The organism is Anaerotignum sp., from assembly GCF_045122575.1.
Classification (GTDB): Bacteria; Bacillota; Clostridia; order Lachnospirales; family Anaerotignaceae; genus Anaerotignum_A.
In genome coordinates this window covers 1-15594 of sequence record NZ_JBGVHV010000056.1, presented here as the reverse complement: position 1 = coordinate 15594, position 15594 = coordinate 1, and the positions used below count along the sequence as shown (strand labels likewise).

The window sequence follows — 15594 nt, the reverse complement described above, 5'->3', positions numbered from 1 at the left end:
TGCTCCCTGATGACCAGAAAGAGGAACTGCGGGGGTTATTCGAAGAATTTGAAGCGGGGGAAACAGCAGAGGCGAAATTTGCCCGAACTATGGATAATCTGCAGCCCCTGATGCTGAATCATGCCAATGACGGCGGCGACTGGAAAGCCCATCAGGTGACGAAAACCCAGGTGATGAAACGCCATGCCAGAAATCAGCTGGGGTCGGAAGTGATCGGCAGGTATACAAAGGATCTGATTGAGGAGAATGTTCGAAAAGGAAATATCCGAGATGAATAAACGAAAAGAGGCTTTGCAGCCTCTTTTTTGATTGTGTTTATTGGATGATGTTTCTGCAAAAGCGGATCAAGGAGCATCATGCTCCTTGCAGGACGGGGGAGAGACAGCGTCCCTCGCGGAAAGCCATGGTTTCCTGCGATAGAAAGAATAAGAAATCAGTGTGGACAGCGTCCAGCCGATGGGCCATGCCATCCAGATGCCCATAGGGCCGAAGCCAAGCCCTTTGGAGAAGAGAAAGGCGAAGGCAACACGGAGGAACAGATCGGCAAAGGTGCCGGTCATGAACTGCAGCATGGCAGAGGCACCCCGCAGTACCCCGTCGCACATGACCTTGAAAATCACAACGAAATAAAAAGGTGTGACGATCCGCAGAAAATCCATGCCGGTCTGAATGGCGGCCTTGCTGCTTTCTTCCATAAACAGCCCCATGGCGCCCTCGCCGCAGAAGAAATAGAGCAGGAAGAAGGGCACGCAGACGATGACCCCCAGCAATGCCCCTGCTCGAAATCCTTCCGTGACCCGTTCCGGCTTTTTCGCCCCAAGGTTCTGGGCGGTGAAGGAGGATAGGCCGTTGGAAAGAGTGGTCATGCAGGTGACACAGAATACATTCAGTTTCTGGCAGGCGGAAAAGCCGGCCACAACAGCAGAACCATAGCTGTTGACAGCGGACTGCACGAACAGATTCCCCACGGAAACGAAGCATTGCTGCAGAATACTGGGAACGGCGACAATGGTCACCTGTTTCAGCATGGGGAAGGAAAATTTTTCGTAGGGCTCTGTGGTCTGCAGCTGTTTCAGGCGGTGGATCATGGTCAGGAGTGCTAGTATGGAGGCACAGCCCTGTGCCAGAAAAGTGGCCCATGCCACGCCGGATACCCCGAGTTTCAGACCGATCACAAAAAAGAGGTCGAGAAGGATATTGCCGACGGAGGAGCCGATCAGAAAATACAGGGGCGTACGGCTGTCCCCCAGAGAGGTGAAAACGCCGTTGCAGATGTTATATAAAAACGAAAACAGATAGCCCAGAATGTAGATTTTCAGATAGACAGAGGCATCCTGAAACACATCGGCAGGGGTGTGGATGGCGGAAAGCATGGCATTTCCTGTCATTAGCCCCAGAAGGGTCATGCCGATGCTGACTGCGGCACAAGTGAGAAAAATGGTGCAGACGGCGGTTTTCAGTCTGCCGTATTCCTTTCCGCCGAATAGTTTGGATACCACCACGGCACAGCCGATATTGCTGCCTACTGCCACAGACATGAAGATCATGGTGATGGGGTGGGATGCACCGACGGCAGCCAGAGCGTGTTCCCCGATACATTTGCCGGCAATGATGCTGTCTGCAATATGGTACATCTGCTGAAAAGCCACACTCAGCAGCATAGGAATGGAAAAGAGCCAGAGCATTTTTTTGGTATCGCCCCGGGTCAGGTCAGTGATCAAAACGGTTCATCTCCTTGCAGAAAGTCGAAAAAGGTCATTCTTACTGTCAGTATACTCCTTTTTCTGAGAAAGGAAATGTGAAGAACGCACAAATTTAACTGAGCGTTCCCCTCGCCAAGAGCTCATATTTATGCTAAGATAGTGGCAGAAAATGATATCAGACAGGAGGACGGAAAATGGCAAAACTGTATTTCAGATATGGTGTGATGGGCAGTTCCAAATCCGCCCAGGCGCTTATTACAAAATTTAACTACGAAGAACAGGGCATGCGTGTGTGGCTGATCAAACCTGCGGCAGACACCCGTTATGGCAAGGATATCGTACGTTCCCGCATCGGGCTGGAACAGCCGGCCGATGTGATCACGGAGGAAATGAATCTTTTCGAGATTTTCAGAGACAGGGAAAAGGAGTTCAACGATGTCATCATTGCCGACGAAGCCCAGTTCCTGACGCCGGAACAGATCGAACAGCTGCGGGATATCGTGGACAATTATAATGTGCCCGTGTTCTGCTTTGGCCTCAGAACGGATTTCCGCACAAAGATGTTCCCCGGCAGTGCAAGGCTGTTTGAACTGGCAGATTCCGTTTCCGAACTGAAAACGGTCTGCACCTGCGGCGGCAAGGCCATGGTCAATGCCCGGATCGACGGCGAAGGCAATGTGGTGACGGAAGGGGCACAGATCATGCTGGGCGGCAACGAAAGCTATCGTCCCATGTGCTATAAATGCTGGAAAAAGGCACAGAGAAAAGAGGAAGCAGAATAAAAATATCCATAAAAACAGGAACAAAAAGACGGCTCTTCCGTCTGAAAGACAGGGTTTTTATGGAAAATACGATTTTTATGTTACAATTTTCTTAAACTTTACGAACAAACCCCCGAAATACGCAAGTTTCCCTTGTGTACGGGGGTATTCTTCTGCTATACTATAATAATGTAAAAGTGTGCCCAAAACATATCGTGAGGGCATATCTGACGGTATGCTTTGAGCACATTAAATACTTATGAGAAAAATGAGGTGAACCAAATGGGTTTTTTAGAAAAAATCTTTGGAAACTACAGTGAAAAAGAAATCAAAAAAATCAAACCTATCGTAGCAAAAATCGAAGCACTGGGCCCCCAGTTGGAAACACTTTCCGACGAAGAGCTGAGAGCAAAAACACAGGAATTCAAGGATCGTCTGGCAAATGGCGAAACACTGGATGATATCCTGCCTGAAGCATATGCAGTGGTGAGAGAAGCATCTTCCCGCGCCCATGTGCTGAATATGAAACATTTCCCCGTACAGCTGATGGGCGGTATCATCATGCACCAGGGCAGAATCGCGGAAATGAAAACAGGTGAAGGTAAAACGCTGGTGGCAACGCTGCCTGCTTACCTGAACGCGCTGGAAGGCAAGGGTGTACACGTTGTTACAGTCAATGACTATCTGGCACAGCGTGACGCGGAACAGATGGGTCAGGTTTACAGATTCCTTGGTCTGACTGTTGGCTGCATCCTGAACAGCATGGATAACAACGAACGCCGTGCAGCATATAACTGTGATATCACTTACGGTACAAACAACGAATTCGGTTTTGATTACCTGCGTGACAACATGGTGACCAGAAAAGAACAGATGGTACAGAGAGATCTGCACTATGCCATCATCGACGAAGTTGACTCTGTTCTGATCGATGAAGCCAGAACACCACTGATCATTTCCGGCAGCGGCTCCAAGTCTACAGAAATGTACCGTGTAGCCGACCTGTTTGTTAAAAAACTGAAAAAAGGCCGTATCCTGAATGAAGCAGAAGCCATGAATGCGCTGATGAAAGAAGAAATTCAGGAAGAAGGTGACTTCGTTCTGGATGAAAAGGCGAAATCCGTTGTGCTGACACAGGAAGGTGTGGCAAAGGCGGAAAAATTCTTTAACGTGGATAACCTTTCCGACCCCGAAAACCTGGAACTGCAGCACCACATTAACAACGCCCTGAAAGCAAACTACAACATGCATCTGGATAAGGACTATGTGGTAAATGAAGGCGAAATCGTTATCGTTGACGAATTCACAGGTCGTATGATGCCCGGCAGAAGATATTCCGACGGTCTGCATCAGGCCATCGAAGCCAAGGAAAACGTACAGGTGCGCAGAGAAAGCCAGACACTGGCTACCATCACATTCCAGAACTACTTCAACAAATATGCAAAGAAAAGCGGTATGACCGGTACTGCAAAAACAGAAGAAGACGAATTCCGTAATATTTACGGCATGGACGTTATCGAGATCCCCACAAACCTGCCTGTACAGAGAAAAGACCTGGAAGACGTGGTTTACCGCACAGAAGCAGGCAAATTCCGTGCAGTGGTGCGTGATATCGTAGCGGCTCATGAAAAAGGCCAGCCTGTACTGGTTGGTACTGTAACCATTGAAAAATCTGAAGTCCTGAGCAAAATGCTGAAAATGGAAGGCGTGAAGCATCAGGTTTTGAATGCGAAATATCATGCACAGGAAGCAGAGATCGTTGCACTGGCAGGCCAGAAGGGTGCGGTTACTATTGCGACAAATATGGCCGGCCGTGGTACAGATATCAAACTGGGGGAAGGCGTTCCCGAACTGGGCGGTCTGAAGATCATCGGTACAGAACGTCACGAATCCAGACGTATCGATAACCAGCTGCGCGGTCGTTCCGGCCGTCAGGGTGACCCCGGTGAATCCCGTTTCTACATCTCTCTGGAAGATGATCTGATGCGTCTGTTCGGTTCCGAAAAGACCATGAAGGTCGTAGATGCCATGGGTATGACAGAAGATGATCCCATCGAAGCAGGCATGCTGACAAAGGCCATCGAAGGTGCCCAGAAGAAGGTAGAAGGCAACAACTTTGCCATCCGTAAACAGCTGCTGGAATATGATCAGGTCATGAACGAACAGAGAGAGATCATCTATGGCGAAAGAAAACGCGTACTGTATGGCGAAAACCTGCGCGATTCCATTATTTCCATGATCCATGCCATCGTGGACAGAGCAGTGGATGCCCACATGGGCGAAGATCAGTTGCCTGAAGAATGGGATATGAACGCATTCAGCGAAACACTGTCTGCTGTGATCCCTGTTGGCAAGATCAACATCAAGGATGATGCCATGCAGCAGATGACAAAGGAAAAACTGGCAGAAAGCCTGAAAAAGCTGGCTGTTCAGATGTACGAAATGAAAGAAAAGGAAATTTCTCAGGGTCAGCCCGAAGGCGAAGAACGCATGCGTGAACTGGAAAGAGTGGTTATGCTGCGTGTGATCGACCAGAAATGGATGGATCATATCGATGATATGGACAGAATGAGACAGGGGATCGGCCTCCATGCTTATGCCCAGAGAGACCCTCTGACAGAATATAAATTTGCATCTTACGATATGTTTGATGAAATGAGCGAACACATTCAGGAAGACACACTGAAGATCCTGTATCGTGTACGCATCCAGACAGAAGTGAAGAGGGAAGAACCCAAGCAGATGTTCACAAACAAAGATGAATCTCTGGTGAAACAGCCCAAGACACGTTCTGAAGAAAAAGTGGGCAGAAATGATGCCTGTCCCTGTGGCAGCGGAAAGAAATATAAACAGTGCTGCGGCAGAAACGTGTAATGAAAGTGTTGCCAAGCGACTGGCAGGCGGAAGCTTGCTTACGCAGCTGCACAGGCATTTGGCAACCTGATGACATGAGTAGGGCGAAGCCCTACGAACGTCAGCGATGGCTGTAAAGCCATCGGCTTTCAGATATGAAAGCAGAAAGAAGTGATAAGATTGGGAGAAAGAAAGCGGTTCCGGCTGCCCATGGATTTCCCTTTTTATACCCAGCAGATGACTGCGGAGAATTGGGAGGCGGAACAGTTTCCCGATATTGAAACAGCAGACCACTGGACGTTCCGCAGCTGCGGCATTGCCTCATTGAGAATGGTGCTGGATGGGTTCGGCAAACAGACAGAACGCCACTGGCCCATGATCGAAAAAGGAATCGCGGCAGGTGCTTATAAACCGGGTGTTGGTTGGATCCACTGGGGGCTGGCGCATATGGCTGAGGAATACGGCATTTATGGCGAAGCCCTGCGGAGGAAAACAGCTGAGGAACTGAAAAGGGAGTTGGATGAGGGGCATCCCTGCATCATTTCCGTTGCTCCCTTTTTTCTGGGCGGACAGCCCAACCCTTACGGAGGCGGTATTTACGGAAAGGGCGGTCACCTTGTGCCCTGTTTCGGCTACGAAACGGTGGACGGAGAACTGACAGCCTTTCTGGTACACCATCCTTCCGCTTTTTGTGAAAAAAACAAGCCCGAATGGTGGGTGCCCATGGAAGATTTTCTGGCATCCTTCGGCGGGAACTTTATCAGATTTTCTGCGGAGCCTTTTTCCGCTGAGGATAAATAAAAAGTGATACAGAAAAGATATTAACGATAAAAACTCATGATTCCACTTATAAAGGAGATGATTTTTGATGTTTGAATTAGAACAGATCCGTCTGGGCCTTTCCGGTTACGACGAAAAATTAGAAGAAATGGGAGGATCCCTTGACGTTGCCGGTGCAAAAGAAAAGATCACAGAATTAGAAGAACTTTCCGCTGACCCCGATTTCTGGAATGACCTGGAAAAGAGCCAGAAAACACTGCAGCAGCTGAAAGGTCTGAAAAACAAGGTTGGCAAATTCGAAAACCTTGTGACCACATACGAAGACATTCTGACACTGATCGAAATGGGTATCGAAGAACAGGATGAAAGCGTATATGAAGAAGTAAAAGAAATGAATGACACATTCCTGGCGGAATTCGAACAGCTGCGTATTGCAACACTGCTGGACGGCGAATACGACAGAAACAATGCCATCATCACACTGCATGCCGGCACAGGCGGTACAGAAGCCTGCGACTGGACAAACATGCTCTATCGTATGTATACCAGATGGGCACAGAAGGAAGGATTCGAAGTGGAACTGCTGGATATGCTGGACGGCGATGAAGCAGGTCTGAAATCCGTAACATTCCAGGTAAACGGGGAAAATGCATACGGCTATATGAAATCTGAAAAAGGGATCCACCGTCTGGTGCGTGTATCTCCTTTCGACAGTGCCGGCAGAAGACAGACATCCTTCTCTTCCTGCGACGTTATGCCCGAAATCGAAGATGACACAGAAATCGAAATCAAACCCGACGACATCCGTATCGACACATACAGAGCCAGCGGTGCCGGCGGTCAGCATGTCAACAAAACATCCTCTGCCATCCGTATCACCCACTTCCCTACAGGCGTAGTTGTTGCCTGTCAGGAAGAAAGAAGCCAGTTTGCCAACAAGGACAAAGCATTTAAAATGCTGAAATCCAAACTGCTGGCGCTGAAACTGGAAGAACAGATGCAGAAACTGGCTGAGATCCGTGGGGAAACTAAGGAAATCGGCTGGGGCAGCCAGATCCGTTCCTACGTATTCATGCCTTACACCATGGTAAAAGACCACCGTACTGGTCAGGAAACAGGTAAGGTAGATGCAGTCATGGACGGCGATATCGATGACTTCATCAGCGCATATCTGGCTTGGATCCATAGCTGATTTTTTCGGAGGGGATCACTTTGAAGGAAATCAGGATCACAAAAAACGAGGAAAATCAAAGGCTGGATAAGTTCCTGCTGAAATATATGAACAAGGCGACCAAAGGGTTCCTTTATAAGATGCTACGCAAAAAGCGCATTAAACTGAACGGCGGCAGAGCTGAGGGTAACGAAATGCTTGTGGCAGGCGATACCCTCCAGCTTTACTTGGCGGAGGAAACCATTCAGTCCTTTATGGAAGAAAAGGAAGTGACCCAGGCGAAACGCCATTTCGGCATTGTTTATGAGGATGACGATATCCTTGTGGTATCCAAACCGGCAGGGCTTCTGACCCATCCCGAAAAAAGCAGTGATAAGGACACGCTGATCGACCAGATCTTATATTATCTTTATCAGAAAGGGCAGTATACCCCCGATGCGGCAAGCAGCTTTACCCCTGCTCTCTGCAACCGACTGGACAGAAACACCAGCGGTCTGGTCATCGCAGGCAAAACACTTCGCGGGGTACAGGCGGTAAACGAGATCATTCGTACCCACAAGCTGGATAAATACTATCTGACGCTGGTGGCGGGCGAGATCCGCGAGGCCGGGGAGATCACAGCCTATCTGACAAAAGACGGAGACAAAAATCAGGTTCGCATTTCCAAAAGGGAAGGAATGGGGGCGAAGACGATGACGAAATATCGTCCCATTGCCCATGCGAAGGGGTACACACTGCTGGAGATTCATCTGATCACAGGGAAGACTCACCAGATCCGTGCCCATATGCAGTCCATCGGACATCCCGTGGTAGGCGACAGAAAATATGGTTCGGAACATTCGAACGAAAAATTCCGTAGGGAATATGGCCTTTCCAATCAGTTCTTACACGCTTTGCGGGTGGAATGGAAAGAAAAACAGGGGCCTCTGGGCTATCTGTACGGAAAGGAAATGACAGCTCCTTTGCCCAAGACATTGCAGGAGATCTGCGACGGGCTCTTTGGCAAGGGGGAATAAGTAACATTTGAAGGAGGAGAGTATATGAAAGCCATTATTCTGGCGGCAGGTTATGCCACAAGGTTATATCCTTTGACACTGAACAGGCCAAAGGCATTGCTCCCCATCGGTAAGAAACCGATCATAGATCATATTGTAGAAAAAATGGATGCTGTGGAAGAACTGGACGAGATTTTCGTTGTAAGCAACGATAAATTTGCGAGCCATTTCGAAGCATGGGCGAAAACAGCGAAAAGCCGTGTGCCCATTACAGTGCTGAACGACGGCACCACAGACGATTCCAATAAACGCGGCGCCATCGGCGACATTGCCTTTGTGATCGAAGAAGCAAAGGTGGATGACGATCTGATGGTTATTGCAGGGGACAATTTCTTTACATATTCCCTGGCAGATTATGTGCGCTTTTTCCGCGAAAAAGACCGTGACTGTGTCTGCGTAAAAGTATGGGAAGATGAAAGCCAGTTGAGCCAGTTTGGCATTGCCCTGCTGGATGAAAAGGGCATGGTGCTGGATATCGAGGAAAAACCTGCAAAGCCCAAGTCCAATACAGCAGTATTTGCCGCATATCTTTACAAAAAGGAAACAGTGCCTCTGTTTGCCGAATATCTGGCGGCAGGCAACAAACCCGATGCTCCCGGCAATTTCCCTGCATGGCTGTACCTGAGAAAAGAAGTGTACGCCTATACCTTTGAAGGGGAATGCTATGATATTGGTACACCTGACAGCTACCGTGAAGTATGCGAGATGTATGATAAATAAAATCAAGCCGTTCTTATTTCTTTTTTAGAGCGGCTTTTTTCCTATTATGAAAGTCCCGACAAGCGGGTGAGCAAATGCATAAAAGCGTTTGTGCACTTGCTCAGACATTTGACGGGCAAGTTTATATCTGAAAGGAGAATATCCAAATGGAATGGATCGAAGTATTTGTGTCAACCAGTCAGATGGGGCTGGAACCTGTGGAAGGCGTATTGTATGAATGCGGTCTGACGGGGCTGATGATCCACGATGAATCTGATTTTGCAGAGTTTCTGGAAAACCCCCACAGAGACTGGGACTATGTTGCCGATGAACTGGTAGAAGAAAAAGAACAGCTGGTGACAGGCATCACTTTCTTTGTGAGAGATAACCTTTATGGCAGAGAACAGCTGGCACAGATCAAATCTGCTCTGGCAGCAGTGAAAGAATCCGAAAAGGAACTGGAGCTGGGTTCTCTGGAACTGACGATGAAAAACGTACAGGAAGAAGACTGGGCAAATAACTGGAAGAAATATTTCAAGCCCTTCCCCGTTGGCGAAAAGATCATGATCAAACCTTCCTGGGAAGAACTGACAGAGCCTACCGATAAAGTGGTGCTGAAGATCGACCCCGGTCATATTTTCGGTACAGGCACCCATGAAACCACACAGCTGTGCATGGAGCTGATCGAAACTTATGTGAAAAAAGATGATATGGTTCTGGATATCGGCTGCGGCAGCGGCATCCTTTCTATTGCATCTCTGCTCTTGGAAGCAAAAGAAGCGGATGCTGTGGATATCGACCCCAATGCCATCAACATTGCCTATGAAAATAGCGACATGAATGAGATTTCCAGAGAAAAATACCATGTCTGCGCCGGTAACATTCTGGAGGACAAAACACTGCATCAGAAATACAGCGGGAAAAAATACGATATGGTAGAAGCAAATATCGTTGCGGATATCATCATCGCTCTGACAAAACAGGTGCCCGATTATATTAAGGACGGCGGTATTTTCCTTTCCAGCGGCATCATCACAGAACGGAAGGAAGACGTTCTGGCAGCATTGGAAGCAGGCAACTTCAAGGTGGAAGCAATTCGTGAAAAGAACGGCTGGGTGGCGATCGCATCCAGATTCATGGGGTGATTTCTTGAGGGCGTTGCCCTCAAACTCCCAGCAGGGAAATGATTCCCCTGCACCCCCATACCGCAGGAAACTGTATAGTTTCCTGCAAATAAGGGTCAAGGGGGATTATCCCCCTTGCGGAGTGTGAGGCAGAGCCTCACGGTTTTAAAAGGAGAAAGACAATGCCTAAATTTTTCTTTAACAAAAATGACATCAGCCGCGGACAGGTGCAGCTGTTCGGGGAGGATGAAAAACATATCAAAACAGTGCTGCGAGCAAGAGAAGGGGAAGAAATCACCCTTTGTGATGGCGAAGGCATGGATTATCAGTGCCGTATCGCATCTCTGGAACGAGGTGTTCTTCTGGATATCCTCTCCAAGGAGGTCTGCGAAACAGAACCCAAAACAAAAATCACCCTGTATCAGGGTCTGCCCAAGGCGGATAAAATGGAACTGATCATCCAGAAATGCGTGGAACTGGGGGTAGACCGCATTGTAGCAGTCTCCACAGAACGCGCCATCGTCAAACTGGATAAAAAAGAAGCGAAAAAACTGGAACGCTGGCAGAAAATTGCGGAAGCTGCGGCAAAACAGAGCGGCAGAGGCAAGATCCCCGAAATCGGTCAGCAGGTGCTGAAATTCAAAGAAGCTGTGGCAGAAGCCAAGGAACTGGATGGCGCCATCATTCCCTATGAAAGAGAACAGGAAACAGGCATCCGCCAGTTCGTGCAGAACTTCAAAGGGGAAAGCGTGGGTGTTTTCATTGGCCCCGAAGGCGGCTTTGCCGATGAGGAAATTGCACTGGCCCGGGAAAACGGTATCACACCCATTACATTGGGCAAACGTATTTTAAGAACAGAAACGGCTGGTATGACAACGACTGCTATCCTGTTGTACGAGTTAGATTAAGGAGGCAACGAACATGATTTATTTCGATAACGCTGCTACGACAAGAGCATTGCCTTCCGTAGCGGAAAAAATGAGCATGATGCTCTGTGAACAGTACGGCAACCCTGCGTCCGTCAGTGCCATGGGACTGGGCGTAGAAAAAGAAATCAGAAATGCGGCGGAAATCATTGCTCGCGGCATCCGTGCGAAAAGTGAAGAAATCTTCTTCACCAGCGGCGGCACAGAAGGCGATAACTGGGCGATCTACGGCACAGCGGAAGGCTACAGACGTGATGGTCAGCATTTTATTACCACACAGATCGAACATCCTGCTGTAAAGAATCCCATGAAAAAGCTGGAAGAAAACGGCTGTGAAGTGACATGGCTTTCCGTAGACAGAAAAGGCCATATCTCTCTGGAAGAACTGGCCAATGCCATCCGACCTGATACGGTTCTGGTGAGTATTATTCTGGTAAACAATGAAACAGGTACCATTCAGGATGCGGCTGCTATCGGTAAGCTGATCAAAGAAAAAAATCCTAAGTGCCTGTTCCATGTGGATGCGGTGCAGGCTTTCGGCAAATACCCCATCGACGTAGAAAAAATGAAAATCGACATGCTGACCATGAGCGGTCATAAAATCCACGGCCCCAAAGGCGTTGGCATGCTGTATATGCGTAAGGGCCTGAAGGTGAAACCCCTGATGCTGGGCGGCGGTCAGCAGAAGGGGCAGCGTCCCGGTACAGAAAATGCCCCCGGCGCAGCGGCTCTGGGCGTAGCCTGTGATGAAGCCTTCAAAGTTATGAAGGATAGCATTGAACATATCCGTGAAGTGAAAAAAGTACTGCTGGACGGTATTCTGGCCATGCCTGATACCCAGCTGAACGGGGATTCTCTGGAAGAAGCCAGCCCTTATGTGCTGAATGTGACTTTCAAAGGCTTAAGAAGTGAAGTGCTGCTCCATGCCATGGAAAGCAAGGGCATCGTAGTTTCTGCCGGTTCTGCCTGCGACAGCAGAAAGAAGATCGGCAGCCCTGTGCTGACAGCCATGGGCCTGCCTTTTGAAGAAATCGAAGGTGCGGTACGTTTCAGCTTCTGCAGATATAATACAGTGGAAGAAGCGGAAGAATGTCTGAAAGCACTGAATGAGTTAGTGCCATTCTTTAGAAAATATAATAGATAAGGTGTTGAGAACCTTTTTTCCTTGTAAAAAGGTTCCCAAACCCTCCAAAAATCAGCTTGCAAGGCAAATGCGGGGCTCTGCCCCTGCACCCTGCTCACTTTTTGAAAAAAGTGAGACAAAAACTTTTGTTTGCCTGCGGCACTGCAAAAGCGAATGCTTTTGCGTATCGGGTTCCAAGGGGATGATCCCCTTGGTGGGAGTTTGAGGGTGAAACCCTCAAGGAGAGGAGTAAATAACAATGGCTGAAAAGGTATTGATTGTAAAATACGGCGAAATCGCCATGCGCGGCAACAACCAGTATATCTTCATCAACCGTCTGATCTCTGCGATCCGTAAAAACCTGGATCCCATCGGCAACTATTATGTTGTACGCGATCCCGGTCGTCTGATCGTGGAAGACCGCGGCGGCGAACTGGACTATGACCTGACCATTCCCAAACTGGAAACCATCTTTGGTCTGCATTCCATCTGCCCCGGCATCAGACTGGATAATATGGAATTCGAAACTATCTGCGAAGAAGCACTGCAGCACATGCAGGACACATACGGCGATAAGGAACTGACTTTCAAAGTAAAAACACGCCGTGCGAACAAAAAATTCGAAATGCACTCCATGGAACTGAGCATGGAAGTAGGCGCATATCTACTGGACAGAATGCCTAACCTGAAAGTAGACGTGAAAAACCCTGATGTGACACTGCACATCGAAATCAGAAACAGTGTATATATGCACTCCCAGACAATCCCTTGTCACGGTGGCCTGCCTTACGGCAGCAACGGTAAAGCGGTCAGCCTGCTGTCCGGCGGCATCGACAGCCCTGTTGCTACATGGATGATGGCAAAACGCGGTGTGGAAGTGGAAGGCGTATATTTCCACAGCCCTCCGTATACCAGCGAATGGGCAAAAGAAAAAGTAATCGATCTGGCAAGAAGAATCGCAGACTTCACAGGCGAATTCAGACTGTATGTCGTTCCCTTTACAGAACTGCAGCTGTATCTGTTGGATAACACAGCCCATGACAGACTGACCATCCACCTGAAACGCTGCTTCATGCGCGCGGCAGAAATGATCGCCAACAAAGATGGCGCACTGGCACTGGTAACAGGCGAAAGCGTGGGTCAGGTTGCCAGCCAGACCATGCAGGGCATTCAGGTCATCAATGCTGTTTGTGATCTGCCCGTACTGCGTCCTCTGGCAGGTATGGATAAATCTGAAATCGTAGAACGTGCGGAAAAAATCGGTACATTCGAAATTTCCATCCGTCCTTACGAAGACTGCTGTACTGTATTCGTGGCAAAACATCCCGTAACAAAACCTCGTCTGGGCTATATTGAAAAAGCGGAACATAAACTGACAGAACTGGACAGACTGCTGGAAGAGGCGGTAGCGAATGCGGAAATCATCGATCTGTAAGAAGATGCTGTTTTTCCTGCTGATGGGTATGCTGCTCTGCAGCGGCTGTCAGAAGGAAAAAGATACGTTTTTGCCCGAGGCGGAAAATGATGAAATTTTTACCGTGATAGGAGAATAGAAATATGATGGAAGAACAGACACCCTTGACAAAGAGAATCAACGAGCTGGCGAGAAAAGCAAAAGCAGAAGGCCTGACAGAAGAAGAAAAAGCAGAACAGGCTGTCCTGCGTAAGGAATGGCTGGAAAAATTCAAAGCCAACTTCCGCGCACAGCTGGATAATATCGAATTCGTTGACGAACAGTAAAAGAATAAAAAAAGAAATCCCCCGAATTATGAAGTGAACCCAAAAAGTTAGACAATTTTTAACTTTATATTGATCAAGCAGCTAATAGGGCTTGTTGTCTGTGAATTGCAGGCGGCAAGCCCTTTAACTTTGCTTTGATACGTCGATTATTATAATAATCCAGATATTCGATCAACTCCTGTTTGAAATGATTCATTGATTCAAACTCCTGAAGATAAAACAACTCTGTTTTCAGTAAACCAAAGAAGTTTTCCATTACGGCATTGTCCAGACAATTGCCCTTACGACTCATACTCTGGCGAATCCCTTTCCGTTGAAGCATTCTTTGGTACTGTTTATGCTGATAATGCCATCCTTGATCTGAATGAAGGATCAGATTTGTATTATCAGGGATCTTTTCAAAAGCTTGATTCAGCATCGTCGTTACCATTTCTAAAACAGGACGTTCAAAAATTGTATAGCTGATCAGATCTCGGCTGTGTAAATCGAGAATCGGGGATAAATATATTTTTTCGCCAAACAGGTTGAACTCCGTCACATCTGTTACCCACTTTTCATTTGGTTTTTCAGCTTCAAATTCTCTGTTTAATAAATTCGGTGCGATTCTGCCGATTTCACCTTTGTAAGAACGATATTTTTTCATTCTGACATGACAAACTAAGCCCAGTTCTTTCATCAATTTCCGGACTGTCTTATGATTCAGATGAATTTTACGCTTGTGCAATTCAGCAGTAATGCGACGATAACCATATCTACCTTTATTTTCATGATAGATAGCAGTAATTTCACTTTTGGCAACCTCATATTTATCTGTCTGATTTAATTTTTTTAGGTGATAATAGAATGTTGCACGTGGTAAATGAGCGATTAAAAGAAGAAGTGATAAAGAATGATGTCCCCTTAGTTCTTGAACCACCATCACTTTCTGCGCTGGCGTCGCTCGTCTTCCAGAACTAAGGCATGTAATTTTTTTAAGTATTCGTTTTCTGCACGCAGCCGTTGTACTTCAGCTAATAAATCTTCTTCAATCTCTTTTGGAATTTTTCGAGGACGTCCAGTACTTTTTCTTCCTCGCCGTTCAATAGAAAAAGCATCTGGTCCTTCTTCCAGATAAATGCGTTCCCAGTTCTGGATTCTATGGTAATCACATACATCGAATTTTCGTGCTGTTTCACTATATCCCAGTTTTTCTTCAATCATAGTTTCGATTACCATTTTTTTAAACTCTGCTGTATAGCGTTTGTTTGGCACTCCTTTTGGCATAAAAACACCCCACTTGTTAGATTAGTATATCATACTGTCTAACAAATGGGGTTCAGTTCATCTTCTGTTTAAGGCTTTTTTATTTACAGAAACCAGAACACCGCCACGCCGCCAATGGCAGCCAGCAATCCAAGAACCATGCCGATCTTCGCCGCTTTTCTGTCCATTCGGCGGACGCGCTTGAAGAAATCGGGGTTATCCAGTTCGGTGATATAAATACCACCGAACAGACCCGTATGGATCTGCAGTTTCAATGTTTTTTCCTTTTTCAGCATATGATAGGTGCGCTTCGTCAGCTGAAAATGGTATGTGATGCCATTGTTGATGCCCTCCAGATAGTGAGCCTGACGGGCGATCTTTTCTGCCCCTGTTTCATGGGCAATGAAACATCTGCAT

17 protein-coding genes are annotated in these 15594 nt (G+C 47.5%); 13 read left to right on the top strand and 4 right to left on the bottom strand.

What is annotated here, in order from left to right; all coding sequences use genetic code 11:
* Positions 1 to 278, top strand: a 278-nt coding sequence (locus tag ACJMLT_RS02590) for an HD domain-containing protein (RefSeq protein ID WP_405726144.1), incomplete at its 5' end; no start/stop codon positions are given.
* 66 nt (positions 279 to 344) lie between these two features.
* Here the strand turns inward: ACJMLT_RS02590 and ACJMLT_RS02585 are convergent.
* The gene (locus tag ACJMLT_RS02585; RefSeq protein WP_405726141.1) at positions 345 to 1721 is read right to left on the bottom strand and encodes an MATE family efflux transporter; all 1377 of its coding nucleotides are present in this window, start codon (positions 1719 to 1721) and stop codon (positions 345 to 347) included.
* Positions 1722 to 1897: 176 nt separating this feature from the next.
* On the opposite strand from ACJMLT_RS02585, the gene ACJMLT_RS02580 reads away from it, so the two are divergent.
* The 12 genes from ACJMLT_RS02580 to ACJMLT_RS02525 all read left to right on the top strand — a co-directional run bounded on the left by ACJMLT_RS02580 (position 1898) and on the right by ACJMLT_RS02525 (position 13935).
* Positions 1898 to 2485 (top strand): thymidine kinase, encoded by a 588-nt coding sequence (locus ACJMLT_RS02580; RefSeq protein WP_405726138.1) that lies wholly within the window; start codon positions 1898 to 1900, stop codon positions 2483 to 2485.
* A gap of 261 nt (positions 2486 to 2746) precedes the next feature.
* Positions 2747 to 5338, top strand: coding sequence for a preprotein translocase subunit SecA (gene secA, locus ACJMLT_RS02575; protein WP_405726135.1), 2592 nt, complete (start codon positions 2747 to 2749; stop codon positions 5336 to 5338).
* Between the two features lie 159 nt (positions 5339 to 5497).
* Positions 5498 to 6118, top strand: coding sequence for a C39 family peptidase (locus ACJMLT_RS02570; protein WP_405726132.1), 621 nt, complete (start codon positions 5498 to 5500; stop codon positions 6116 to 6118).
* A gap of 67 nt (positions 6119 to 6185) precedes the next feature.
* Entirely contained in the window at positions 6186 to 7289 is a 1104-nt protein-coding gene (gene prfB, locus ACJMLT_RS02565) for a peptide chain release factor 2 (protein ID WP_405726129.1), read from the top strand.
* A 20-nt stretch (positions 7290 to 7309) separates the two neighbouring features.
* Positions 7310 to 8284, top strand: coding sequence for an RluA family pseudouridine synthase (locus ACJMLT_RS02560; RefSeq protein ID WP_405726126.1), 975 nt, complete (start codon positions 7310 to 7312; stop codon positions 8282 to 8284).
* A gap of 24 nt (positions 8285 to 8308) precedes the next feature.
* The gene (locus tag ACJMLT_RS02555; RefSeq protein WP_405726123.1) at positions 8309 to 9043 is read left to right on the top strand and encodes a nucleotidyltransferase family protein; all 735 of its coding nucleotides are present in this window, start codon (positions 8309 to 8311) and stop codon (positions 9041 to 9043) included.
* A 146-nt stretch (positions 9044 to 9189) separates the two neighbouring features.
* Positions 9190 to 10167 (top strand): 50S ribosomal protein L11 methyltransferase, encoded by a 978-nt coding sequence (prmA, locus tag ACJMLT_RS02550; protein WP_405726120.1) that lies wholly within the window; start codon positions 9190 to 9192, stop codon positions 10165 to 10167.
* 161 nt (positions 10168 to 10328) lie between these two features.
* Positions 10329 to 11054, top strand: a complete 726-nt coding sequence (locus ACJMLT_RS02545) for a 16S rRNA (uracil(1498)-N(3))-methyltransferase (protein ID WP_405726117.1) — start codon at positions 10329 to 10331, stop codon at positions 11052 to 11054.
* Between the two features lie 13 nt (positions 11055 to 11067).
* On the top strand, positions 11068 to 12216 hold the full coding sequence (locus tag ACJMLT_RS02540) for a cysteine desulfurase family protein (RefSeq protein WP_405726114.1): 1149 nt from the start codon (positions 11068 to 11070) through the stop codon (positions 12214 to 12216).
* A gap of 238 nt (positions 12217 to 12454) precedes the next feature.
* A complete protein-coding gene (gene thiI, locus ACJMLT_RS02535) occupies positions 12455 to 13630 on the top strand; it encodes a tRNA uracil 4-sulfurtransferase ThiI (protein WP_405726111.1) in 1176 nt (391 codons plus the stop codon).
* Entirely contained in the window at positions 13608 to 13748 is a 141-nt protein-coding gene (locus ACJMLT_RS02530) for a hypothetical protein (RefSeq protein WP_405726108.1), read from the top strand. The genes thiI and ACJMLT_RS02530 overlap by 23 nt, the downstream gene beginning before the upstream one ends.
* Before the next feature lie 4 nt (positions 13749 to 13752).
* Positions 13753 to 13935, top strand: a complete 183-nt coding sequence (locus ACJMLT_RS02525) for a DUF896 domain-containing protein (RefSeq protein WP_405726105.1) — start codon at positions 13753 to 13755, stop codon at positions 13933 to 13935.
* A gap of 73 nt (positions 13936 to 14008) precedes the next feature.
* Here ACJMLT_RS02525 and ACJMLT_RS02520 read toward each other — a convergent pair whose 3' ends face one another.
* From ACJMLT_RS02520 to ACJMLT_RS02510, 3 genes are all read right to left on the bottom strand, one after another.
* Complete coding sequence (locus ACJMLT_RS02520; protein WP_405726146.1) at positions 14009 to 14902, bottom strand: IS3 family transposase; 894 nt, start codon at positions 14900 to 14902, stop codon at positions 14009 to 14011.
* Positions 14854 to 15198, bottom strand: a complete 345-nt coding sequence (locus ACJMLT_RS02515; protein WP_405726102.1) for a transposase — start codon at positions 15196 to 15198, stop codon at positions 14854 to 14856. Before ACJMLT_RS02515 ends, ACJMLT_RS02520 begins: the two co-directional genes overlap by 49 nt.
* An 83-nt stretch (positions 15199 to 15281) precedes the next feature.
* Positions 15282 to 15594 (bottom strand): hypothetical protein (locus ACJMLT_RS02510; RefSeq protein ID WP_405726099.1); only part of this gene is annotated, 313 nt, incomplete at its 5' end.